Genomic DNA, 23,205 nt, shown 5'->3' on the forward strand with positions numbered 1-23,205 from the left:
CTCTTTTGGAGACCTTGCCCCCATGTCCCTGCAATCAACGTCCTTCAAATCGCTCGAAGACCTGCGTTCCGCCTGCCTTGATCTCCCTTCCGGCAGCGATACCGCGGCCAGTGCCGTGGCCAGCCGCCAGGACACGCTGACCAAGCCGCCGGGCAGCCTCGGCCGCCTTGAAACGATCGCCGCCTGGCTGGCCCGCTGGCAGGGCCGCGACATGCCTAAGCTCGACAACGTCAAGGTCTTCGTCTTTGCCGGCAATCACGGCGTCACCGCGCAGGGCGTTTCGGCCTATCCGTCGGAAGTCACCGTGCAGATGGTGGCGAACTTCGCCGGCGGGGGTGCCGCCATCAACCAGCTCGCGCGCATTGCCGGCGCAAAGCTCGACGTCATCCCGCTCGATCTCGACCATCCCACGGGCGACTTCACGCAAGTGCCGGCAATGGACGAGCAGACTTTCCTCGCTGCCGTCTCGGCCGGCTATGATGCCGTGACCGGAGACCTCGATCTTGTCTGCTTTGGCGAGATGGGCATAGGCAACACCACGCCGGCCGCAGCGATCTCGACGGCCCTTTTCGGCGGCGGCGCGGAAAAATGGACCGGGCGCGGCACCGGCGTCGACGATGCCGGGCTGCAGCGCAAGGTCGTGGCCATCGAGGCCGGCCTCAGACGGCATGCCGGATCGCTGTCCGATCCTTTGAAGATCGCCGCGGCCCTTGGCGGACGCGAGCTGGCCGCCATCTTCGGCGCCACGCTCGCCGCGCGCCGCAGCAACGTGCCGGTACTGCTCGACGGCTTCGTCTGCACCGCTGCCGCGGCGCCGCTGGCAAGGCTGCACCCGACCGGGCTGGCGCACACGATCGCCGCTCATGTCTCGGCCGAAGCCAGCCATCGCCGCCTGCTCGAAGCACTCGGCCTGCCGCCGCTGCTCGATCTCGGCATGCGGCTTGGCGAAGGCTCCGGCGCCTGCCTTGCCGTCAACATCGTGCGCTCGGCGCTGGAATGCCACGCAAGGATGGCAAGCTTCGCCGAGGCCGGCGTATCGGAAAAATGACAAGCAGCTAGCTGGTTGAAGAACCAACTTAGAGCAATTCCGGAAAAGTGTGCAGCGGTTTTCCGTCCGGAATTGCGCAAAAACAAATACTTAGAGCGGTTCGGGGATTCCGTGAAACGTCGAACCGGTCTTGCACGCGGGCCGCATCATTTGATCTTGATTGCAATGAGCCTGGGGCGGCGCAGCCGCAAGGAGCGGACGGCGAAGGAGGCCAGCCTCTTGTAAAGTCGTGCCGCCTCGCGCAACACGGCCTCAGGAGCGTCGACACGGTTCGACATCCGGGGCCGCACGATCGTCGATGCAAAACGTGGGGCGGCAGTGAACCGGTCCTGCATGCATAGCGCGGGACCGATTTTGTAGATCTTCAGACTTGGCATTCCATCATTGAACAGATGCAGGTCGAAGTCCTGATCGATTTCGGTGAAGGTTGCATGTAGCTTCGCGGCGCATTCACGCGAGATGACATAGGCCGCCGCTCCGGCGAATCCCGAAATCGCCTGATACAGCTTTCTGCCAAGCGCTTTCTGCCCGGCATCGATACCGACAAACCGCTTTCCCAATTTTTCGAGATGAACGATGTCGGCGTCGGCCGGTATCCACGACACATCGTTCAGAAATGCCGGCAGATCGTCGCTGAGATGCGCGTCGTCCTCAAAAATCGCGGCGAACCTGTCGGGACCGTTGGCGATTTCGTTCCAGATCGCGCGATGACTGAAGAAGCAGGCGATCGTTTCTTTTGAAACATTGAACTGGACAGCTACACTGTCCGCGATCGAAGTGTTGCTCACCGCTTCAAATCGTTCGATGTCGAGACCTAAACGGCTTGCTTGCGCGTCAAACCATTCACGACGGTCAACCGAGACCGCCAGGTTGATGTAGAACGACCGCATTTTCGAATACCCCCAAAGCCCGAAATCGTTCTACCCAACGAAAAGCAACAGCTCAATACGATCCTTGATCCGGATGTTGTTTGGACCTGTCGACGTGTTTGTTGCACACAGAGTTCCTCGCATGGAGGACCCGCCATGGGCACCGATTCTCGAAGAGACCTGGTGGATGCTGAAACGTCGTCCCGCGGCCGCTGCTTTGGCCATTGCCGTGCTTGTCGCTGGTGTGCTTCGCCGCAGCGGAGATCATAGCTACGGTCCGATCGACACAGCGGTATTTGTTCTTTTCCTGATTTTCGCTTGGTGGCTCATCGGCGATTTTTCCGGGGGCAAGGAGCGTGCCCCGACCGACGCCGAAAATGGCGTCGACAACAGCCTCGCCTTCGACCGGCAAGTTCCTGAACCGTGTCTTTCGACGCGGGCGCAGCGTCTAATCCAGGGATATCAAAGAATTAGATGGTGGGTGTGCACAGGATCGAACTGTGGACCCGCTGATTAAGAGTCAGCTGCTCTACCAACTGAGCTACACACCCACACCGCCGGAAACCCAGCGTCGGCGGCGCATATAGCCGCCGGATTCGGCGATGTCCAGCCCTGCTGGATCATTTCCCGACAAATCGCCGAATTGCCGCAGGTGTCAGATCAAAAGCTTGCCTTCCGCGACCTTGATTGCGTGCCCACCGATGCGGGCCGAGGCCAGCTTTCCGCCGTCGACATTGAGCTCCAGCCGGATGCGCGAGGGCCTGCCCATCTCCAGCCCCTGCTCGATCCAAAGCTGCGAGATCCCGTCCGTCGGAGCATCGAAATGCATGATGGCGCCGGCAAAGGCGGCCGCCGCCGACCCAGTCGCCGGGTCTTCGTAGGAGGGATTGCCGGGCACGACCATGCGGACATGGAAGGCGCTGTCGTGATGCACCGTCTCGCGGCAATAGACATAAGGGCTGGCAAAGGCCCATTCGCTCTTGCGCGAAGCGAGTTCCGACCAGGCCTGGTTGTCCAGCCGGATCTTTGCCGCCGCTTCAAGGTCGGCGACCGGAATGGTGACGTAGGGCACGCCAGCCGACCAGAACGAGATGCGGTGATTCTCGAAGCCGATTTCGTGCGGGCCAAGCCCAAGCGCCGCGCCGATCATCTCGGGGTCGGCGACGAGTTCCAGCCGCTCCGGCAGTTTCGCCAGGTCGAATTCGGCAAAGATGGCCCCGTCATGCTTGCTCACCGCGCAGCGCACCGGGCCGATATTCTCCTCCAGCACGAAGATGCCCGCCGCCTCGCCCGCCTGCTCCGCAAGCGCGATCGCCGAGCCGACGGTCGGATGGCCAGCGAACGGCATCTCATAATCAGGCGTGAAGATGCGGATGCGATTGCGGTGCTTGGAGTTGTCGGGCGGGAACACGAAAACCGTCTCGGACAGGTTGAATTCGCGTGCGATCGCCTGCATGGCGACCGTGTCCAGCCCCTGGCAGTCGAGCACGACGGCGAGCGGATTCCCGGCCAGCCGTTCGTTCGTAAACACATCGTAGAGCAAGTAATTGCTCGCCATGGAGAAAACCTTCCGCCTCGCTCCGAATTTCTGCCTCAATCCCAACATGAGGGAAATTTAATTTGAAATTCGAACCACAAGGCCTGATTTGTGCACGGATAGGGACGTCAATTTCGACTATAGGGGTCCGGCGTGGACCAGGTTGTCAATCCGCCAAAGGCGGAATCCAACACTTCCATCGAGACAGCTCTCGGGCTCGACCGCAAAGGCGTGAGCCGCAAGCGTCGCCGCGGCTGGCTCTACGTTCTGCTGGTGCTGGCGGTCGTGGCGGCCGCGTATGGCGTCTACCGGTGGAACGCCGCCTCGCCGCCCCGAATCGAATACACGACAGCTCCGGCAACAATCGCCGACCTGACTGTCCAGGTGTCGGCAACCGGCACGCTGCAGCCGCTAACGCAGGTCGACATCTCCAGCGAGCTTTCCGGCATCGTTCGCTCCGTCGCGGTCAACGAGAACCAGCAGGTCAAGAAGGGCGACGTGCTGGCGACGCTCGACACCGCCAAGCTCGAGGTCCAGATCGAGCGCGCCACCGCCTCGGCCAAGGCGGCCGCAGCCAGCGTCGAAGACGCCAAGGTCACGCTGCAGGAAAACGAGAATGCGGTGGTCCGCGCGAGCGCGCTGACCAGGCGCGGCATGGCGACGGACCAGTCGCTCGAGGCGGCGACCGCGACGCGCGATCGCTCCAAGGCGGCGCTCGAAAGCGCCGAAGCCAATCTCGCCATCGCTGAGGCCGATCTGAAGGCCCAGCAGACCGACCTTGCCAAGAGCACCATCTATGCCCCGATCGACGGTATCGTGCTCACGCGCTCGGTCGACCCCGGACAGACGGTCGCCTCCTCGCTGCAGGCGCCGGTGCTGTTCGTCCTTGCCGCCGACTTGCGGAACATGGAGCTGCAGGCAGCGGTGGACGAGGCCGATATCGGCCAGGTCAAGCCCGGCCAGCATGCCCGCTTCACCGTCGATGCATTCCCGGACCGCCCTTTCGATGCCGAGATCCGCGACATCTCTTACGCCTCCGTCACCACCGACGGCGTCGTCACCTACAATGCACGGCTGGAAGTCGACAACAGCGAGCTTCTGCTCAGGCCCGGCATGACCGCCACGGTCGCGGTGGTGACCAAGCAGGCCCAGGGCGTGCTCACGGTGCCGGCCACTGCCTTCCGCTACCGTCCGGCGCAACAAGCGGCCCGCGGCTGGAGCCTCAGCGACCTCTTCACCGGCCGCATGGGTCGCCCGAACCGGCAGCGCGAGGCGACAAAGGCGCCGACCGACGGTTCGCGCACGCTCTATGTGCTGGAAAACGGACGGCCGCATCCGGTCAACGTCAGGATCGGCTCGACCGACGGCGAGCAGACCGAGATCACGTCCGGCCTCAAGGAAGGCGCTGAGGTCATCATCGGCTCACAGCAGCGGAGCTGACAATGATGTCCGCTCCCCTGCTCATCACTTTCGACAAGGTCTGGAAGAGCTATGGCGAGGGCGAAGCGCGCGTGCATGCTCTCGCCGGCGTCGATCTCGCAATTCGAAAAGGCGAATTCGTCGCCATCATGGGCCCGTCCGGCTCCGGCAAGTCGACGGCCATGAACATCATCGGCTGCCTCGACACGCCGACGGCCGGAACCTACAGATTCGAGGGCGTCGATGCCGGCCGGCTCGACCGCAACCGCCGCGCTTTGCTGCGCAACCTCTATGTCGGTTTCGTCTTCCAAGGCTACAATCTCCTGCCCCGCACCACGGCGGCGGAGAACGTCGAGCTGCCTCTCATCTATCGCGGCGTTTCCGCCCGCGAGCGCCGAGATCTCGCCATGCAGGCGCTGGCTGAGGTGGGACTTGTCGGGCGCGAGCATCACACGCCTGCCGAGCTGTCGGGCGGTCAGCAGCAGCGCGTTGCCATTGCGCGCGCCATCGTCACCAAACCCACCTTGCTCGTCGCCGACGAGCCCACGGGAAATCTCGACACCGCGCGCACGCACGAGATTATGGAATTGCTGACCAGGCTCAATGCCGAGCTCGGGCTCACCATCGTCATGGTCACGCACGAGGCCGATGTCGCGGCCTATGCCGAGCGCACCGTGCGCTTCCTCGACGGCCACGTCGCCTCGGATACGGCGAAAGCCGAGGCAGCATGATCTGGGAGACCGTCCGCCTTTCGCTGATATCGATCCGCAGGAACGTGCTGCGCTCGTTCCTGACGTTGCTCGGCATCGTCATCGGCGTCGCCGCCGTCATCGCCATGCTCACCATCGGCTCAGGCACCACCGAGAAGGTCAAGGCCGATATCTCCAAGCTCGGCAGCAATCTCTTGGTCGTCCGCTCCGGCCGCCCCGCCGGGCCCGGCGGACCGGGCGGCCTCGACCAGGTCACCCGCCCGCTGGCCGCCAAGGACCTTGCAGCACTTGTCGCCCATCTCAGCGGCGCTCGCGCCATCGCGCCGGCCTCGCAGAAACAGGTGCGCGTCATCTTCGGCACAGAGAGCTTGACATCGGGCGTCACCGGCACCGACAGCGCCTATCTCGACGCGCGCGACTGGAAGCTGGTGTCGGGCCGCCCCTTCAGCGATTCCGAGACGCGCGCCGGCGCCGGCGTATGCCTGATCGGCGAGACGGTGCGCCAGCAGTTCTTCGGTGCCGGCGATCCCGAAGGCGAGACCATCCGCGTCAACCGCACCTCCTGCAGGATCATCGGCCTGTTGGAGGCGAAGGGTTATACCGGCTTCGGCCAGGATCAGGACAATGTCGTGCTGATGCCTTTGGCCGCCTACCAGCGGCGCATCGCCGGCAACCGCGACATCGATTCTATTTACATCGCCGCCGACGACCGGACGCCGACCACCGAACTGCAGCCGCGCGTCGAGGACATCCTGCGCGATACGCGCCGCATCACGCCGGACCGCGATCCCGATTTCTCGATCCGCGACATGACCCAGATCGCCGACGCCATGGCCAGCGCCACCACCACCATGACCGGTATGCTGGGCGCCGTCGCCGGCGTCAGCCTCTTGGTCGGCGGCATAGGCATCATGAACATCATGCTGGTGTCGGTCACCGAGCGCACGCGCGAGATCGGCATCAGGCTGGCGATCGGCGCACATGAGAAGCACATCCTCATCCAGTTCCTGGTCGAGGCGACGGTTTTGTCGCTGCTCGGCGGCATCATCGGCATCCTGATCGGACTGGCGCTCGCCGGCCTTGCCTCGGCGACGCTGACCATTCCGTTCGCGCCAAGCCCGGCAATCATCCTGCTCGCCGTCGGTTTCTCGGCGCTGATCGGCATGGTGTTCGGTTTCTTCCCGGCGTTGCGCGGCGCAAGGCTCGACCCGATCGACGCGCTGAGGCATGAATAGGCGCGGCCGCCGCAGGGATTCGCCCGCCCTCTGTTGTCGCACACCCGGCAATGCGATTGCAGTGGCCTTTGCTATGCGGGGGAGATCCGAATGAGCAGGAAGGCGCGGCTGATCCTGGTGCTGGCGATCTTCGAGGTCGCCTTGGCCGGCCTGTGGTGGTATCTGGCCCGCTACGGCATCCAAAATCCCGATCGCGTCGCTGCGAATTTCCAGGAGGTTGTCGGCCAGACGATGGGAATGGCGATGGGCGCGCTGCTCGGCCTCGGCGTCATGTTGTTTTTCGTCGCCGCCCGCAACGACCGCAAGGCATTGCAGGACAAGGGGCGACGCTGACCATCGTCAAGATCGCGACCTGTCAAAACGGAAGTCGCGCATTCTCTTTGACCTCCTTCATGACGAAGAATGTCCGGGTCTGCCGGACGCCCGGCAGCGCGATCAGCTTCTGCCCGTGGAGCTTGTTGAAATCGGCCATGTCCCGCACCCTTATCTTAAGCAGATAGTCGAAGTCGCCCGCCACCAGATTGCAATCCAGCACCTCCTTGAGCTTGAGCACGGCCTCCTCGAAAGCGGCGAAGCTTTCCGGCGTCGAGCGGTCGAGCACGACGCCGACCATCACCAGCGCGCCAAGCGCTACGGCGGCGGGAGCGATCTCAGCCCTGACCCCGGTGATGTAACCCTCTTCGAACAGGCGTTGCGTGCGCCGGTGGCATGTGGCGGCGCTGACATTCACACGCGCCGCCAGTTCCGCGTTGGTCAGCCGTCCCTCGGACTGAAGGGCCCGGAGGATCTTGATGTCGACGCGGTCGAAAGTTGGGTCGGAAGTTTCTTCCATTTCCATGAGCCTGAATGGACGACCAAGACCAAGCTTAGCGCATTTTTTGATGGAAGTGGAAAAATCCTGGCGATCCTTCGAGAGCACCTTTCGCCCTCGTTCGGCTATCCTTTGTCTATCGAAAACCACCATGGCGGAGGACAGATCGATGTCACTTCTCGACAAGTTTGAACGCTATCCGCTGACCTTCGGCCCGACGCCGATCGAGCATCTGCCGCGCCTGAGCGCGGCGCTGGGCGGGAAGGTGCAAGTCTACGCAAAGCGTGACGATTGCAATTCCGGTCTCGCCATGGGCGGGAACAAGCTGAGAAAGCTCGAATACATCGTGCCAGACGCTCTTCGCACCGGCGCCGACACGCTGGTATCGATCGGCGGCGTCCAGTCGAACCACACCCGCATGGTGGCGGCGACGGCAGCCAAAATCGGCATGAAATGCGTGGTGATCCAGGAGAAATGGGTGCCGCACTATGATGCGGTCTACGACCGGGTCGGAAACATCCTCCTGACGCGCCTGATGGGCGCGGACAGCCGGCTCGTCGACGACGGCTTCGACATCGGCATCCGCAAGAGCTGGCAGGACGCGATCCAGTCGGTGAAGGACGCTGGCGGGAAGCCCTATCCGATTCCCGCCGGGGCCTCGGTGCACAAATTCGGCGGGTTGGGCTATGTCGGCTTTGCCGAGGAGGTGGCTAGGCAGGAGGCCGAGCTCGGCTTCACCTTCGACTACATTGTCGTGTGCGTCGTGACCGGGTCGACGCAGGGCGGCATGATCGTTGGCTTCGCCGCGCAAGACCGCGCCGACCGGGTGATCGGCATCGACGCCTCTGGGACAATCGACCAGACCCGCGCGCAGGTCCGCCGCATCGTCGACGACACCGCCGCGCTCGTCGGGCTGGGCCGCACTATTCGCGACGACGAAATCGTGATCAACCCCGACTACGCCTATCCGGCCTATGGCGTTCCGTCAGAAGCCACGAACGACGCGATCCGGCTGGCGGCCCGCACGGAGGCCATGATCACCGATCCGGTCTACGAGGGAAAATCGATGCAGGGCCTGATCGATCTAACCAGGAAAGGCTTCTTCCCCGAAGGTTCGAGAATTCTCTACGCGCATCTCGGTGGCGCACCGGCCATCAACGGCTACAGCTACTATTACAAGGACGAACGCCCGGCGACCAAGCTCGTGAGTGAGTCCGCCGCCCGGGAACGCGCGCCTGAGGACACGTTGCTTCCAATCTTTCCGTGATCCGGCTTCGTCCAGGCGGCTGCCAAAGTGACGTGTTGCCGGATCGTGAAAGACGGTGCGCCTGCAAGGCGACATCCAGGATCAGAGATCCGTGCCGCTGCGAGCAAAATGCCACTCGATCAGCGGCTTCATATGGCCCATCAGGCCGTCCGGCAGGTCTTCGGCATGGCGGATGACGACCGGCCCCTCGATCTCCGGCTCGGTCTCGGCGGCGACGAAAGCGCTGATGCGCCGCGCCAGATCATCGGCATGTTCGGCCACCCGGTAGCGGCGGAAGATCACCGTGCCGCTGGCCGTCGACAGCGCATGATAGCGCCGTCCCCGCCGGGCCGCTGACAGGTCGATCCCGGTCTCCTCGCCCACCTCGCGGATCATATTGAAATCGACATCGACGAGGCCGTCGCGGAAATCGACCGGCTCGAAGGAGCCGGCGGCGAAATACACACGGCCGGCATTGACCGTATGCGAACCCATGCGGATCGCCACCAGCGCATTGTCGCCGGCGACCAGCACGGCATGCGCATAGGCATGTTCGGCGCCGCTCAGCTCGCGGTTTTTGCGCCAGAGCATGAAGGTCGAATACTTCACCGCGTGGCAGCGGCCGATAAGCCGGCTGTCGCGATAGCTGAGCGCCGAAAGCAGCACCACCGTACCGTCATACAGCGCCGGCTTCGCCTCCATTTCGCGCCGCCAGTTTTCGGCGATCGCTGCCCGATTGTCGCGTTCGAAGGGATGCGGATTTGGGTCGAGCCTTACGTCGACGTCGTCGACCGGCAAGATCACGTTGCGCGGCAGGTCGAAACTCACGGGCTCAGGCCATGTCCAGGGTGATCACCACCGGGCAGTGGTCGGAGGCCTTCGGCCTGTCCCAGCCGGCGCGCGGGAAACGTTCCACCTCCTGCCCGGACGGAAAGATGGTACGCCATGGCTGGCCGTTGCGGATGATCTCCGGCACCGCTGTGGCGTTCTTCGCCGCCAGCGCCTTGGACAGGAGGAGGTAGTCGAGCTGGCACAGATGCCGCTCCTCCGGCCCGCGCGTGTGGTAAAAACTCCAGCGGTCCATCTCCGGCCGCCGCTCGACGACGTTCTCACAGAAGCCGCCCGCTATCAGCACGTTGATCGAGGACTGGGCTTCGTCGACCACCTCGAAACGGTAGCCGTCGAAGCTGTCGCCTTCGATCTTCACGCGTTGCCGGTAGTCGTTCAGGTCGCCGCAGATCGCCCAGCGCTTGTCGGCGGCGTGGTCCTTGCCAAACCGGTCCTCGATGATGCGGCGCACGGCCTGCGCCTCGGCGATGCGCAGCGGCATCGTCGCCTCGCGGCCGTCGAGCCCGTTGCGCGGCGAGCCCATCGACTTGAAATGGACCAGATAAAGCGTCAGCGGCACGCCGCCCACTGTGACGTCTATTTCCAGGCAGTCGCGCCGGAAAATGCGGTCGCTGGCGAGATGCCCGAGTGCCGCAAGCTCCGGCGTGAACAGGCCGAACTGCTCGAAGGTGACATAGGCGTGGCTAGTCATGCGCACGAACTCGATCGGCTGGCCCTGGGCCGTCTCGCTGCGCATCATCACAGCGACGTCAATGCCTCGGGAGTCATTGCCGGCGGTGGTGTATTTCTGGCGGTAGCCCTGCCCGATCATCTTGAAGAGATAGCCGTATTCGAAAGCCTTCAGCGCCTCGATATTGTCGACCTCCTGCATGCAGATGATATCCGCGCGGGTCGCGGCTATAGCGAGCGCCGTCAACTGGCGGGTATCGTCAGACTGGGCGATGGTGCGCGCTTGTTCGAGCAGCCTATACTCGGCCTCGCTCTGGATATCGAACAGCGCCAGCGTCCGGTCTTCGTTGAGCTGGTTGCGATAGCCGGAGAAATCGAACCTGTTCATCAGGTTCTCGACGTTGAAGGTGGCAAGGCGCAGCGACATGGCGAGACCTTTGCCTGCAAGCTAAGGCGAAGACAAGAGCCAGGCGCATGCCCGTCATGGTTGACGGAACCTTTCCGTTCATCCTCCGTTCAGGTGAAAAGTCCCATTAATAGGCCCATTCCCGGGGGTTTTCTGGGCGTGGGGCCTTTGCTCCTTGGAGAGTGAAATGAAACCGCTCTTGTCTTCTCTCGGCTCCGGGCTGGTTGCCCTGAGCCTAATGGCGGGTCTGACGGCGACGTCGATCGCCGGCCCGATCCTGCAACCCGATCTGTCGACCGCGACCAATGCGACTGCGCCGCAAATCATCCCGGTCCGCGACGAATGGGCCGGCGGCAACAACTACTCGCCGCAGATGTATGACTGGCGCTGGCGGCGCGGTGGCGAGTGGCGCGGCCGCGACTACAGGTGGCGCGGCGACAACTTCCGCAGCCGTCATTTCTCCCGCAACTGGGATGGCGGCGATTGGAATGGCGACTGGCGCTGGCGGCATCATCGCCATCATCGGCATTTCAGTGATAGCGACGCGGCCATTCTGGGGCTCGGCCTCGGCCTAGGCCTGGGCAGCCTGGCCTACGGCAATTACTACGATCCCTATTATTATGATCCCTATCCGCGCTACTATCAGCCGCGGCGCCTCTATCGGACCGAGCGGCTGTCCAGGGCCCATGTCCAATGGTGCTATGACCGCTACCGCTCGTATCGGGCCTGGGACAACACGTTCCAGCCTAACTATGGCCCGCGCCGGCAGTGCATTTCGCCCTATATCTGAGCCCCGTCGGCTGGAGAAAAGAAACGGCGCCCTTAGCGGCGCCGTTTTCTTGTCGGCAAAAATCAATTGCCGCAGGCAATAACTCTAAATTCAGCAGGGGCGTCTATCGGTGATGCAGTGCCCCAAATCATGATCGCCATGTCGCGATTCGCCAGGACGTGCCCGCCATGCCTGAGAACGAACCGAGAGGCAAGCACCGGCAACGCGTGCTGAAAGGCGCTGCGATCCTGACCGGCATCAACAATTCCGAGGTCGCGTGCACGGTGCGCAACATGCATCCGGGCGGCGCCGAACTGAAGGTGCCGATCGAGGCGCGCGTGCCCGACGAATTCCTGCTTTACGTTGCGACCGACGGCATCGGCTACAAGGCGATCATCCGCTGGCGCCGCGAGGACCGTATCGGTGTCGAGTTCACCGGCACCGAGCCGAAACCACGCTGGCATTACGGTTGAGCGTGAAAAAGCCGGCGGACCGCTCCGCCGGCTTTGATGTCTCACGCAGGTAGTCTGATGACAATTCGCCCTGCCGAGTCAGTTGGTGCGGGTTTCGAGAACCGGAGCGGAGCGGACTTGAGGTCCGTGAGCACCGGAAGCGCAGAAACCTGCGGCAGAGGGTAGAATTGGCGCAGGCCTCCTAGTTCTTCGCCTTGTCGACCAGCTTGTTCTTGGCGATCCATGGCATCATCGCGCGGAGCTTCGCACCCACTTCCTCGATCTGGTGGCTGTCGTTCATGCGCCGGATGCCCTTGAAGCGCGACAGACCGGCACGGTATTCCTGCATCCATTCCGAGGTGAACTTGCCGGTCTGGATGTCCTTCAGCACGCGCTTCATCTCGGCCTTGGTGTCGGCGGTGATGATGCGCGGACCCGAGACATATTCGCCCCATTCGGCGGTGTTCGAGATCGAGTAGTTCATGTTGGCGATGCCGCCTTCATAGATCAGGTCGACGATCAGCTTCACCTCGTGCAGGCACTCGAAATAGGCCATCTCCGGCGCGTAGCCGGCCTCCACCAGCGTCTCGAAGCCGGCGCGGATCAGCTCGACCAGGCCGCCGCACAGCACAACCTGCTCGCCGAACAGGTCGGTCTCGCATTCCTCGCGGAAGTTGGTCTCGATGATGCCCGAGCGGCCGCCGCCGACGCCGCAGGCATAGGAGAGCGCGAGATCGAGCGCGTTGCCCGAGGCATCCTGGTTGACGGCGACCAGGCACGGCACGCCGCCGCCCTTCTGGTATTCGCCGCGCACCGTGTGGCCGGGGCCCTTCGGCGCGATCATGACGACGTCGACCGAAGCCTTCGGCTCGATCAGGCCGAAATGCACGTTGAGGCCGTGCGCAAACGCGATCGCCGCCCCGTCGCGGATGTTCGGCGCGATTTCCGATCTGTAGATGTCGGCCTGCAGCTCGTCGGGCGTCGCCATCATCATCAGGTCGGCCCATTTGGCGGCATCCGCCACGCTCATCACCTTGAGCCCGTCGGCCTCGACCTTCTTGGCGGTGGCGGAGCCGGCCTTCAGACCGATGGCGATCTCCTTGACACCCGAATCCTTGAGGTTGAGCGCATGCGCCCGGCCCTGGCTGCCATAACCGATGATGGCGACTTTCTTGCCCTTGATCAGATTGAGATCGGCGTCACGATCGTAATAGACACGCATTTTGGTCTTCCTTCCCGTTTTGAAGATCAGAGGCCTTGCGGCCGGTTGTTTGCTCCCTGGGTCGTTGACCCGTAAAGAGCGAGAAACTGCTGCGTCGCGCGGGCGGCGTCGCCGCCGATCGTCGCTTCGGTCAATTGCAGCCGGTCGCCGAGCAGGAGCCGGATCTGCACGTCGCGCCCGACCAATCCGAAAAAAGTCCGGAACGCCGTCTCGGGGTCGTCGAAGTCGAGCAGCCCGGCCTGCCGACCCGCCTCCAGCACCGGCTTCAGCCGCCTCGCCAGCGCGAAACGCCCGTTCTGCAGCACGATGGCGCCGAGATCGTCCTTGCCTGATCCCGCATGGCCGACTGCGACGCGGTTCAGCGCGACCGAGGTGTCGCTGGAGATCACCCTCAGCCAGTCGGACGCGAAGCGCTCGAGACTTGCCGTCAGCGAGGCGAGGTCAAGACCCTTGCGGTCGATGGGAGCCACGCGCACTTTCGAGGCCTGCCACTGCACCGTCGCCGTCAGCAGCCCGTCGCGGTCGCCGAACCATTTGTAGAGCGTTTCCTTGGAACAGCTTGCCCGCCGGGCCACCGCCGTCATGGTGAGGTTGTCGCCCTCCTCGACCAGCAGGCGAAGCGCGGCGTCCAGAACGGCCTGCTGCCGCTCGGTGAGCGCTTCGCTGTTGTCGATGTCGGCGCCTGCCTGCAGCACGTTCTTTCCCGTTCCTCGGCAATCCCAAAGGCGTACCGTACGTTACGGTTCGGCTTATTGCGCATTCCGGTCGCCGGCGCAAGGGGCTGCGGCGAAAAATGATCTGAGGGACGGGAAAAGGCCCGCTAATCGCTGGTCGGCGGATCACGCAGGCGTGCGAGCAGACCGGCCAATGTCTCCAGATCCTTGGCTGAGAGCCTGTCGCCCATCAGGTCGGCGATGGATGCGCCATAGATCGCCCAGATACGGCGGCGCATTTCTCTTCCGCTTGGCGTGATGCGCACTGTCTGGCCGCGGCCGTCGTCCGAGACTGGCAGCTTCTCGACAAGTCCATCCGCCTCGAGCCGGGCCAGCAGCCGCGAGACGTTGTACTGCGCCAGCAGCACGCGATCGATCAGCTCGAAAGGCCGCAATCCGCCCTCGCCCGCTTCGGCAAGCTCGTGCAGCACGTCATACCAGGCGAGCGGCGGCAGACCGGCCGCCTTCAAGCGATCCTCGGTCTTTTCGACCAGCTGGCGCGACACCCGCATCAGGCGGCCCCAGGCTTTGACGGTCTCGGGCGAAGGGGATTTTTTTGTCATCGCGGGGACTCTATTCGATAGATGCAATTGCATCAAGCTTGACGATCGATGCAGATGCATCCATATAGATGCAATTGCATCGATAGGGAGTTCTCCGATGAAGCATGAAATCTGCAAAGTGGCCGACATCCCTGAGACCGGCAGCCTGGTCGCGCCCTTCTTCGGCCGCGAGGTCCATGTCTGGCGCAGCGGCGAGCGCATCCGCGCGGCGGCCAACGCCTGCCTGCATTTCGGCGGGCCGCTCGACTGCAAGGACGGTGCCTTCGTCTGCCAGTGGCACGGCGCCCGCTTCGACATGGACAGCGGCGAGCGCCTCGAAGGCCCGGCGCCGAAGGGCTCGCGCCTGATGTTCCTGTCGACCCGCGTCGAGGACGGCGCGCTGAACTATGTCTGGGGAGAGTGAGATGAACGCCAGGCTCACCCTCGTCAGCCACCACCTGTGCCCTTATGTGCAGCGCGCGGCGATCGCGCTTGCCGAGAAGGGCGTGCCGTTCGAGCGGGTCAACGTCGACCTTGCCAACAAGCCTGATTGGTTCAGGGCTATCTCGCCGCTCGGCAAGGTGCCGTTGCTGCGCGTCCGGCAAGGCGGCCAGGAGGAAGTCATCTTCGAATCCGCCGTCATCCTCGAATTCCTCGAAGAGACCGAAGCCAATCCGTTGCATCCGGCCGACCCGCTCATGCGAGCCAGGCACCGCGCCTGGATCGAATTCGGCTCGGCCATCCTCAACGCCATCGGCCGTTTCTATTCGGCTGCCGATGAGGCTGCTTTCCTCAATGAAAGCAACGCTCTGCCGCAAATGTTTGCACGCGTGGAGACGGAGCTGTCGGCAAGGCAAGTCGGTCCGTGGTTCGCCGGCGATCGCTTCTCGCTTGTCGACGCCGTCTACGGGCCGGTCTTCCGCTACTTCGATACGTTCGACAGGATCGGCGAATTCGGCATTCTCGATGGCAAGCCTCTCATCCACGCCTGGCGCGAGGCCTTGAGCAAGCGGCAATCGGTCAAGGAAGCGGTGGGCGCCGACTATCCGCGGCGGCTGCACGCCTTCCTGCGGGCTAAGGGGTCTTATCTCTCCGAAATCATCCGGCTGCAGGCCATTGGAACCCCACAAGCCCGATCTGCCTGAACGGGCCGATCATCGTGCCAGTGACCATGGCGGCGAGGAATTGAGGTCCGGCGCAACCCTCGCCGCCATCACCACCAGCCGGCAGTGCCTCAGGCTCGGGAAGCGGCGTCGAACGCCCCGCGCGCCTCGCGCACGGCGTCGTGGTTGAGCTCGGCCCATTGGATCAGCATCTGGAGGGGCGCGAACATCGAGCGGCCGAGATCGGTGAGGCTGTATTCGACGCTCGGCGGCTTGGTCGGAAACACTTCGCGATGCACATAGCCGTCGCGCTGCAGATCATAGAGCGTCTGCGTGAGCATCCGCTGCGAGATGTCGGGAACCAGCCGTCGCAATTCACCGAACCGGTAGGGCTTGTCGGCCAGCGCCATGACCAGCAGCGAGCTCCATTTGCCGCTGATGCCCTGAATCACGTCGCGAACCGGGCAATCGGCGAAATTGCCGCCGCCGGTCATGGCCTTGTAGACTTCCAGCTTGGATTTCAGATTGAAGATCTTGCTGTCCATGGCGACGTCCGTTGATTGAAGCGGCGACCGGCCCGGTGGTTCCCTGACTGTGCCTACCTCCCGAAAAACTGCCTTCTTTACGGCCTCGGGTCAATTCCTATTTTAGCGCTGGTCTCTTTTTGAGACCATAAACAAACCCGCCCTCGGCGCAATTTCAGGAAACCTCCCATGACCGATACCCTCCTCGTCACCGGCGCTTCCGGCCACCTCGGCCGCGCCGTCGTCAATCACTTGCTCAATGCGCAGAAGGTCGCGCCGGGCAGCATCATCGCCGCCACGCGCAATCCCGAAAGTCTTGCCGATCTGGCGGCTTTGGGCGTCACCGTTCGTGCGGCCGATTTCGACGACCAGGCCTCGCTGGAAAAGGCCTTCAAGGGTGCCGACCGGGTGTTGATCATCTCGACCGGGGAACTCGACCTGAAAAGCGATCGGCGCCTGCGGCAGCATCAGGCGGCGGTGGCAGCGGCGAAGACGGCCGGCGTCTCGCATCTGCTCTACACCTCGATGCCGAACCCTGAGCCCGGCTCGCCGGTGCTGTTTGCCGGCGACCACTACGGTACCGAACAGGCGATCAAGGCGAGCGGCATTCCCCACACCATCTTCCGCAACGGCTGGTACCAGGAGAACCTGTTCATGGCGCTGCCGCACGCCATTTCGTCGGGCAAGTGGTACACGTCGTCCGCCGACGGGCGCGTCGCCCATGGCGCGCGCGACGACATGGCCGCAGCGATCGCTGCCGGCCTCGCTTCCGGCTCGACAGAGAGCCGCATCTACACGCTGACCGGTCCGCATGCCTACACGACGGGCGAGATCGCCGCCCTGGTGACCGAAGTCACCGGCAAGGCGCTGGAGGTCATCCAGGTGCCGGACGAGGCGCTGACGGAGGGCGTCAAGGCGGCGGGGCTTCCCGAGGACTTTGCCCGCATCGTCGTCTCCTTCGACGCCAACACGCGCTCCGGCCGCATCGCCATGGTGACCGATACGGTCGAGACGCTGTCGGGCCGCAAGCCGCGGACGCTCAAGCAGTTCCTCGAAGCGAATAAAGCCGCTTTGCTCGGCTGAGATCGGCGCGCCCGGCGGCCGTTCCACCGGGCGCGCTATTTCGCCTTTTTGAGCAATCCGAGCCGAACTAGGCTTTCGCCGGTCGCAGCAAGCGCTTCCTCCCGCGATCGCGGTGCCCAGCCGAGCATGCGCATGGCCTTGGCGCCCGTCGCGTTCCTGGCCTTGCCCAGTTCCGTCACGATCTGCGCCGCTTGCGCGTCGAACAAACCGACGATCCGCACCAGCCAGTCCGGCAAAACGCGCGTCGTGATGCGCGACGCCTTGTCGCCCAGCCGGGCTTTCAGCGCCTGCGCGATTCCCAGCATCGTCATGAAATCGCCGCTGACGGCCAGGAACCGCTCACCCTTGGCGGCCGGATTGGTCATGGCGCGCAGATGCAGGTCCGCCACGTCGCGCGCGTCAACCACGCCGAACACCATGCGCGGCAGACCCGGCATCTCGCCGTCCATCAGTCGCCTGATGAAGTCAGTCGAGGTCGAATGGTCCGGTCCCAGGACCGGCCCGAAGATCCCGACCGGATTGACCACCGCCAGCTCCAATGCTCCGCCTTCGCGTCCGACGAAGTCCCAGGCAGCCCGCTCCGCCAGCGTCTTCGACTTAACATAGGCGCTCACCTTGTCCGCCAGATTGCTCCAGTTGTCCTCGGTGAACGGATGGCCTGGAGTTGGCGTCTGACCATAGCCAATGGCGGCAAAGGATGAGGTCAGCACCACCCGTTCGACGCCCGCATCGCGCGCGGCCCGCAGCACGCGCAGCGCCCCTTCGCGCGCCGGAACGATCAGCTCGTCTTCGTGCTTGGGCACGCCGGGCGGGAACGGCGAAGCGACGTGAAGGACGTAGCGGCATCCCGCGACCGCTTGCGGCCAGCCGGCGTCGGCCATGAGATCGGCGTAAGCGAACGAGAGCGCATCGCCCGGCTCGGCGCCGCCGACCTTCAGCATGGCCAGGACATCGGCTTCGCGCCTGGCGGAGCGGACAGTGGTGCGGACCTGATAGCCTGCCTTCAGAAGCGCGAGGATGCAGTGAGCGCCAAGGAAGCCGGACCCGCCGGTGACGAGCACCAATTCGCCGCTCATGCCCGCCTCCCGGTTCCCTCTATATATTGCAGCCGGTCAGATGGCGACCTGCGTACCGATCTCGACGACGCGCCCCGTGGGGATCTGGAAATACTCTGTCGCATCCGCCGCCGTTTTCGCAAGCCCGATGAACAGCCTGTCCTGCCAGATTGGCATGCCCGAATTGGGCGAGGCCTTCAGCGACCGCCGCGACAGGAAGAAGGACGTCGTCATGATGTCGAACTTCCAGCCTTGCTTGCGGCAGATCGCCAGCGCACGCGGAATGTTCGGCTGCTCCATGTAGCCGAAGGTCAGCGTTACCCGCATGAACAGCTCGTTGACCGTCTCCATCTTGACCCGCTCGCTGTCCGGCACCACCGGCTGGGGTGCCGTCACCACGGAAAGGATGACGTTCTTCTCATGCAGCACTTTGTAGTGCTTCAGGCTGTGCATCAGCGCGGTCGGCGCGCTCAGCGGATCGCTGGTCAGGAACACCGCGGTGCCCGACACCAGCTGCGGCTTCTTCTTCAGGAGGTTCGCTGCCAGGAAGTCGAGCGGAATCTCGTTGCGGCGCGTCTTGTCGAAGAGATAACGGCTGCCGCGCACCCAGGTCCACATGCCGAGGATGATGGCAAAGGCGACCGCCAGCGACGCCCAGCCGCCCTCGAACACCTTGACGATGTTGGAGGCGAAGAAGCCGATATCGATTAGCGCGAACAATGCCGTCAGCGCGGCCGCCGGCCAGATGTTCCACTTCCAGATGCGCGTCATGACGACGAACAGCAGGGTCGTCGTCACCAGCATGTTGCCGGTAACCGAGATACCGTAGGCGGAGGCCAGCCTGCTGGATTCGCCGAAGCCGACGACCAGCAGCATCACCACCAGTGCCAGCAGCATGTTGACGCGCGGCATGTAGACCTGTCCGGACTGTTTTTCCGACGTGTGCAGGATTTCGAGGCGCGGCAGCATGTTGAGCTGCACCGCCTGCCGCGTCAGCGAATAAGCGCCGGAAATCACAGCCTGGCTGGCGATGACCGTCGCTGCCGTCGCCAATACCACCATGGGGATCAGCGCCCAGCCCTCGTTCATCTCGAAGAAAGGATGGCCGACCGTGCCACCCTTGGCGAGCACATAGGCGCCCTGCCCGGCATAGTTCAGAAGCAGGCATGGAAACACGATCGCCAGCCACGCCAGCACGATCGGCTTGCGACCGAAATGGCCGAGATCGGCATAAAGCGCCTCGGCGCCGGTGACGGCCAGGAACACCGCGCCGATGGTCACAAAGGAAACGTCCGGCGAGTTGATCAGGAAAGCGACGATATAATGCGGACTGATCGCCCACAGGATTTCGGGGTCGTCGATGATGTGCTTGAGCCCGGAGAGGCCAATGGCGAGGAACCATATGGCGGTCACCGGACCGAATACGAGGCCGACGCCGCCCGTGCCAAAGCGCTGCACGGCAAACACCAGCGCGAGAATGAGCAGCGTCAGCGGCACAACGTAGGGCTGGAAGGTGGGCGTCACCACATTCATGCCCTCGACCGCGGAAAGGACCGAGATGGCGGGCGTGATCACCGCATCGCCGAAGAACAGCGAGGCTCCGACGATGCCGATGCCAAGGATGATCGCCGAGCGCGTCGCGAAACTGCCGCGCGCCAGCGCCATCAGAGACAGCACGCCGCCTTCGCCGCGGTTGTCGGCGCGCAGCACGAACATGATGTATTTTATGGTGACCGTTATCGTGAGCGACCAGATGATCAGCGACAGGACGCCGAGAATATCGGCGCGGTTGGCGACGTCGCCGCCCGACGAGGCATGCAGGGCCTCGCGGAACGCGTAGATCGGGCTGGTCCCGATATCGCCATAGACCACGCCGAGCGCGCCCAGCATCAGCACCTTGGTGCTGTGCTGCTCTATTTCCGGAAGCCCCGTTTGGTCTACGGGTTCTGCCTCAGCACCGTTCGCAAGGGCCATGGACGACACTCCGATAAAATGCGCGGTGCTCTACGCTTGCTGCAGTGCAATATCAAGTGCCCTGGCGTTAGGGCTCCCATGCCGCCGGCGCAGAGCTCCCCTGCACCGATCCATTGAATCTATTGCGGAAGGCATCGCCTGGAAGGGTCAGATCGCGACCTGCGTGCCGATTTCGACCACGCGCCCGGTCGGGATCTGGAAGTACTCCGTCGCATCCGCCGCGGTGCGCGCGAGGCCGATGAACAGCCGGTCCTGCCAGACCGGCATGCCGGAATTGGGCGAGGCTTTCAGCGAACGCCGCGACAGGAAGAAGGATGTCGTCATGATGTCGAACTTCCAGCCTTGTTTGCGGCAGATGGCCAAGGCGCGAGGGATGTTCGGCTGTTCCATGTAGCCGAAGGTCAGCGATACCCGCATGAACAGCTCGTTGACCGTCTCCATCTTGACCCGCTCGCTGTCCGGCACCACCGGCTGCGGCGCCGTCACCACCGACAGGATGACGTTCTTCTCATGCAGAACCTTATAGTGCTTGAGACTGTGCATCAGCGCGGTCGGGGCGCTCAGCGGATCGCTGGTCAGGAACACTGCGGTGCCGGACACGAGCTGAGGTTTCTTTTTCAGCAAGTTGCCCGCCAGGAAGTCGAGCGGGATCTCGTTGCGGCGGGTCTTGTCGAACAGATAGCGGCTGCCACGGATCCAGGTCCACATGATGAGCCCCATGATCGAGGCCACCGTGATCGACACCCAGCCGCCTTCGACGATCTTGACCACATTGGCCGAGAAGAAGCCGAGGTCGATCACCCCGAAGAGCAGCGCCAGCGCCGCGGCAACCGCCAGCTGCCATTTCCAGAGCCAGCGCATCACCACGAACAAAAGGACCGTCGTCATCAACATCTCGCCGGTCACCGAGATGCCGTAGGCGGAGGCCAGCGCACTCGAGCTGCCGAAGCCGACGACCAGCAGCATCACGCCGAGCGCGACCAGCAGATTGACCCTGGGCATATAGATCTGGCCGCTTTGCATTTCGGAGGTGTGCTGCACCTCGATGCGGGGCAGAAGGTTGAGCTGCACCGCCTGCCTGGTCAGCGAGAAGGCGCCGGAAATGACCGCCTGGCTGGCGATGACGGTGGCCGCCGTCGCCAGGCCGACCATCGGCATCAGCGCCCATGCCGGCAACATCTGGAAGAACGGGTTCGTCGGCTTGCCGCCATGCGACAGTACAAAGGCGCCCTGCCCGAAATAATTGAGCAGAAGGCATGGGAAAACGATGGAAAACCAGGCCAGAACGATCGGTTTGCGGCCGAAATGGCCAAGATCGACATAGAGCGCCTCGGCACCGGTGACCGCCAAGAACACCGCGCCGACGGTGACGAAGGCGCCTGTCGGCGTGGTAGCCAGGTAATAGACGGCGTAATAGGGATTGATCGCCAGCAGGACGGACCAATCGTCCACGATGTGGTAGAGCCCGGCAGCGCCGATCGCCACGAACCATGTCGCCGTAATGGGTCCAAACACGGCCGCCACCTTCCCCGTACCGAAACGCTGCACGGCGAAAAGCACCGCCAGGATGACAAGCGTGATCGGAACGACATAGGCATCGAGCGCCGGCGTGACGACTTCCAGGCCTTCAACCGCCGAAAGCACCGAGATCGCTGGCGTGATGATCGAATCGCCGAAGAACAGGGCCGCGCCGCAAAGACCGATCACAAGGATGAGGCCGGAGCCCTGCGGATAGGCGCTGCGCGCCAGTGACATCAGCGACAGCGTGCCGCCCTCGCCCTTGTTGTCGGCCCTCAGCACGAAGGCGACATATTTGATCGTGACGATGATGGTGAGCGCCCAGACGATCAGCGACAGCACGCCAAGCACATCGTGGCGGGCAACCGAGCTTGACGAGGCGTGCAGCGCCTCGCGAAAGGCATAGATCGGACTTGTGCCGATATCGCCATAGACGACGCCGAGCGCGCCAAGCATGAGCACCTTGGTGCTGTGCTGCCGTTCGGCTTCGCCATGGCTCGAACGTTCGAGGGATTCTGATTCGCCGGCGTTGGCTAGCACCATGAACCCCACTTTGTTCGATTCGCGACGCCCGATCGCCGCCGCAACGCGAGGGAGCCGCGACAAGCGTTGGAACTACGCAAGGCTTCCTCGCCCTACCATCCACAGGCCTTCAAGAACCGTCCCACCGTGCCGGCCATGCCATACTCCAGCGCATCGGCTGTCAACCCATGTCCGATCGATACTTCGGCTAGTGCCGGGATACGCTTGGCGAGCGCCGGCAGGTTGTTCACGGTCAGATCGTGGCCGGCATTGACCTGAAGCCCGGCCGCGAATGCGGCATCTGCAGTTTTTCCCAGTCTTTCCAATTCCTTCGCCGCTTTGGCGGAATCGGAGTGGAAGCTGCCGTAGGGGCCGGTATAGAGCTCGATGCGATCGGCGCCGGTATCGCGCGCCGCATTCACGCCGGCCGGATCTGCATCGGAAAACAGCGACACGCGAAAGCCGCCCTTCTTCAGCCGTTTGACGATCGGTGTCAGGAACACGGCCTGGGCGGCGAAGTTCCAGCCATGGTCCGATGTTGCTTGCGCCGGGTCGTCGGGCACCAGCGTCACCTGTTCCGGCTGGGTTTTCTCGACAAGCGCCAGGAAATCCTCATTCGGGTAGCCTTCGATGTTGAATTCCGCCTCGGGGAACTCGTCGTCGATCAGCGCCCTGATCTCCGGCAGGTCGGAATGTCTCGTATGCCGCTCATCAGGGCGCGGATGGACCGTCAATCCATGCGCGCCGGCGGCAAGGGCGACGCGACCGAGCCCCGTGACGCTCGGCCATGGCAGGTCGCGGCGGTTGCGCAGCATGGCGATGGCGTTGAGGTTGACCGAAAGCTTTGCAGGCATGATCCAGCGTCCAGTTGAAGCAATCCCAGGAAAGCGCGCAGCGGTTTTCCGTCCGGAATTGCGTAAGAACAAATA

The 23,205-nt window shown here is 63.5% G+C and carries 24 protein-coding genes and 1 tRNA gene; 11 read left to right on the top strand and 14 right to left on the bottom strand.

Going from position 1 to position 23,205, the window contains the following annotated elements:
* Window positions 1-22 precede the first annotated feature (22 nt).
* Window positions 23-1,048: a nicotinate-nucleotide--dimethylbenzimidazole phosphoribosyltransferase gene (gene cobT / locus EN853_RS06030; protein WP_127858805.1), complete on the top strand. Its 1,026-nt coding sequence runs from the start codon at window positions 23-25 to the stop codon at window positions 1,046-1,048.
* Between the two features lie 146 nt (window positions 1,049-1,194).
* On the opposite strand, the gene EN853_RS06035 is transcribed toward cobT, so the two are convergent.
* From EN853_RS06035 to EN853_RS06045, 3 genes are all read right to left on the bottom strand, one after another.
* A complete protein-coding gene (locus EN853_RS06035) occupies window positions 1,195-1,938 on the bottom strand; it encodes a glycosyltransferase family 25 protein (RefSeq protein WP_127858804.1) in 744 nt (247 codons plus the stop codon).
* A gap of 454 nt (window positions 1,939-2,392) precedes the next feature.
* A tRNA-Lys gene (locus tag EN853_RS06040) sits at window positions 2,393-2,468 on the bottom strand.
* Window positions 2,469-2,572: 104 nt separating this feature from the next.
* On the bottom strand, window positions 2,573-3,475 hold the full coding sequence (locus tag EN853_RS06045) for a PhzF family phenazine biosynthesis protein (protein ID WP_127858803.1): 903 nt from the start codon (window positions 3,473-3,475) through the stop codon (window positions 2,573-2,575).
* Between the two features lie 132 nt (window positions 3,476-3,607).
* Between EN853_RS06045 and EN853_RS06050 the strand changes: the two genes are divergently transcribed.
* The 4 genes from EN853_RS06050 to EN853_RS06065 all read left to right on the top strand — a co-directional run bounded on the left by EN853_RS06050 (window position 3,608) and on the right by EN853_RS06065 (window position 7,151).
* The gene (locus tag EN853_RS06050) at window positions 3,608-4,894 is read left to right on the top strand and encodes an efflux RND transporter periplasmic adaptor subunit (protein ID WP_127858802.1); all 1,287 of its coding nucleotides are present in this window, start codon (window positions 3,608-3,610) and stop codon (window positions 4,892-4,894) included.
* Window positions 4,895-4,899: 5 nt separating this feature from the next.
* Window positions 4,900-5,604, top strand: coding sequence for an ABC transporter ATP-binding protein (locus tag EN853_RS06055; RefSeq protein ID WP_167524388.1), 705 nt, complete (start codon window positions 4,900-4,902; stop codon window positions 5,602-5,604).
* Window positions 5,601-6,818, top strand: a complete 1,218-nt coding sequence (locus EN853_RS06060) for an ABC transporter permease (RefSeq protein ID WP_127858800.1) — start codon at window positions 5,601-5,603, stop codon at window positions 6,816-6,818. The genes EN853_RS06055 and EN853_RS06060 overlap by 4 nt, the downstream gene beginning before the upstream one ends.
* 90 nt (window positions 6,819-6,908) lie before the next feature.
* On the top strand, window positions 6,909-7,151 hold the full coding sequence (locus EN853_RS06065; protein WP_127858799.1) for a hypothetical protein: 243 nt from the start codon (window positions 6,909-6,911) through the stop codon (window positions 7,149-7,151).
* Between the two features lie 22 nt (window positions 7,152-7,173).
* Here the strand turns inward: EN853_RS06065 and EN853_RS06070 are convergent, their stop codons facing one another.
* The gene (locus tag EN853_RS06070) at window positions 7,174-7,650 is read right to left on the bottom strand and encodes an Lrp/AsnC ligand binding domain-containing protein (protein WP_127858798.1); all 477 of its coding nucleotides are present in this window, start codon (window positions 7,648-7,650) and stop codon (window positions 7,174-7,176) included.
* 148 nt (window positions 7,651-7,798) lie between these two features.
* On the opposite strand from EN853_RS06070, the gene EN853_RS06075 reads away from it, so the two are divergent.
* Complete coding sequence (locus EN853_RS06075) at window positions 7,799-8,896, top strand: 1-aminocyclopropane-1-carboxylate deaminase (RefSeq protein WP_245516833.1); 1,098 nt, start codon at window positions 7,799-7,801, stop codon at window positions 8,894-8,896.
* A gap of 81 nt (window positions 8,897-8,977) precedes the next feature.
* Here the strand turns inward: EN853_RS06075 and EN853_RS06080 are convergent, their stop codons facing one another.
* The gene (locus EN853_RS06080) at window positions 8,978-9,703 is read right to left on the bottom strand and encodes a hypothetical protein (RefSeq protein WP_127858797.1); all 726 of its coding nucleotides are present in this window, start codon (window positions 9,701-9,703) and stop codon (window positions 8,978-8,980) included.
* A 4-nt stretch (window positions 9,704-9,707) separates the two neighbouring features.
* A complete protein-coding gene (locus EN853_RS06085) occupies window positions 9,708-10,820 on the bottom strand; it encodes an endonuclease/exonuclease/phosphatase family protein (RefSeq protein WP_127858796.1) in 1,113 nt (370 codons plus the stop codon).
* 166 nt (window positions 10,821-10,986) lie between these two features.
* Between EN853_RS06085 and EN853_RS06090 the strand changes: the two genes are divergently transcribed.
* Window positions 10,987-11,589, top strand: a complete 603-nt coding sequence (locus EN853_RS06090) for a BA14K family protein (protein ID WP_127858795.1) — start codon at window positions 10,987-10,989, stop codon at window positions 11,587-11,589.
* A gap of 167 nt (window positions 11,590-11,756) precedes the next feature.
* Entirely contained in the window at window positions 11,757-12,041 is a 285-nt protein-coding gene (locus EN853_RS06095) for a PilZ domain-containing protein (protein ID WP_127858794.1), read from the top strand.
* 181 nt (window positions 12,042-12,222) lie between these two features.
* On the opposite strand, the gene ilvC is transcribed toward EN853_RS06095, so the two are convergent.
* The 3 genes from ilvC to EN853_RS06110 form a co-directional block, all read right to left on the bottom strand.
* A complete protein-coding gene (ilvC, locus tag EN853_RS06100) occupies window positions 12,223-13,242 on the bottom strand; it encodes a ketol-acid reductoisomerase (RefSeq protein ID WP_127858793.1) in 1,020 nt (339 codons plus the stop codon).
* Window positions 13,243-13,268: 26 nt separating this feature from the next.
* Window positions 13,269-13,937, bottom strand: coding sequence for a TetR/AcrR family transcriptional regulator (locus EN853_RS06105; RefSeq protein ID WP_127858792.1), 669 nt, complete (start codon window positions 13,935-13,937; stop codon window positions 13,269-13,271).
* Between the two features lie 125 nt (window positions 13,938-14,062).
* A complete protein-coding gene (locus tag EN853_RS06110; RefSeq protein WP_127858791.1) occupies window positions 14,063-14,518 on the bottom strand; it encodes a MarR family winged helix-turn-helix transcriptional regulator in 456 nt (151 codons plus the stop codon).
* A gap of 97 nt (window positions 14,519-14,615) precedes the next feature.
* Between EN853_RS06110 and EN853_RS06115 the strand changes: the two genes are divergently transcribed.
* Both EN853_RS06115 and EN853_RS06120 read left to right on the top strand, forming a co-directional pair.
* Window positions 14,616-14,921 (top strand): Rieske (2Fe-2S) protein, encoded by a 306-nt coding sequence (locus EN853_RS06115; protein WP_127858790.1) that lies wholly within the window; start codon window positions 14,616-14,618, stop codon window positions 14,919-14,921.
* Between the two features lies 1 nt (window position 14,922).
* Window positions 14,923-15,642 carry a glutathione S-transferase family protein gene (locus tag EN853_RS06120; RefSeq protein ID WP_167524389.1) on the top strand — a complete coding sequence of 240 codons (720 nt, stop codon included), beginning with the start codon at window positions 14,923-14,925 and terminating at the stop codon, window positions 15,640-15,642.
* 89 nt (window positions 15,643-15,731) lie between these two features.
* Here EN853_RS06120 and EN853_RS06125 read toward each other — a convergent pair whose 3' ends face one another.
* Window positions 15,732-16,145 (bottom strand): helix-turn-helix domain-containing protein, encoded by a 414-nt coding sequence (locus tag EN853_RS06125; RefSeq protein WP_127858788.1) that lies wholly within the window; start codon window positions 16,143-16,145, stop codon window positions 15,732-15,734.
* A 168-nt stretch (window positions 16,146-16,313) separates the two neighbouring features.
* Between EN853_RS06125 and EN853_RS06130 the strand changes: the two genes are divergently transcribed.
* Entirely contained in the window at window positions 16,314-17,207 is an 894-nt protein-coding gene (locus EN853_RS06130) for an SDR family oxidoreductase (protein ID WP_127858787.1), read from the top strand.
* 35 nt (window positions 17,208-17,242) lie between these two features.
* On the opposite strand, the gene EN853_RS06135 is transcribed toward EN853_RS06130, so the two are convergent.
* From EN853_RS06135 to EN853_RS06150, 4 genes are all read right to left on the bottom strand, one after another.
* Entirely contained in the window at window positions 17,243-18,283 is a 1,041-nt protein-coding gene (locus EN853_RS06135) for an aldehyde reductase (RefSeq protein ID WP_127858786.1), read from the bottom strand.
* Between the two features lie 36 nt (window positions 18,284-18,319).
* The gene (locus EN853_RS06140; protein ID WP_127858785.1) at window positions 18,320-20,236 is read right to left on the bottom strand and encodes a potassium transporter Kup; all 1,917 of its coding nucleotides are present in this window, start codon (window positions 20,234-20,236) and stop codon (window positions 18,320-18,322) included.
* A 147-nt stretch (window positions 20,237-20,383) separates the two neighbouring features.
* A complete protein-coding gene (locus EN853_RS06145) occupies window positions 20,384-22,297 on the bottom strand; it encodes a potassium transporter Kup (protein ID WP_127858784.1) in 1,914 nt (637 codons plus the stop codon).
* A gap of 92 nt (window positions 22,298-22,389) precedes the next feature.
* Complete coding sequence (locus EN853_RS06150) at window positions 22,390-23,130, bottom strand: pyridoxine 5'-phosphate synthase (protein ID WP_127858783.1); 741 nt, start codon at window positions 23,128-23,130, stop codon at window positions 22,390-22,392.
* Window positions 23,131-23,205: the final 75 nt, after the last annotated feature.

Source organism: Mesorhizobium sp. M1C.F.Ca.ET.210.01.1.1, assembly GCF_004791585.1.
Lineage (GTDB): Bacteria > Pseudomonadota > Alphaproteobacteria > Rhizobiales > Rhizobiaceae > Mesorhizobium.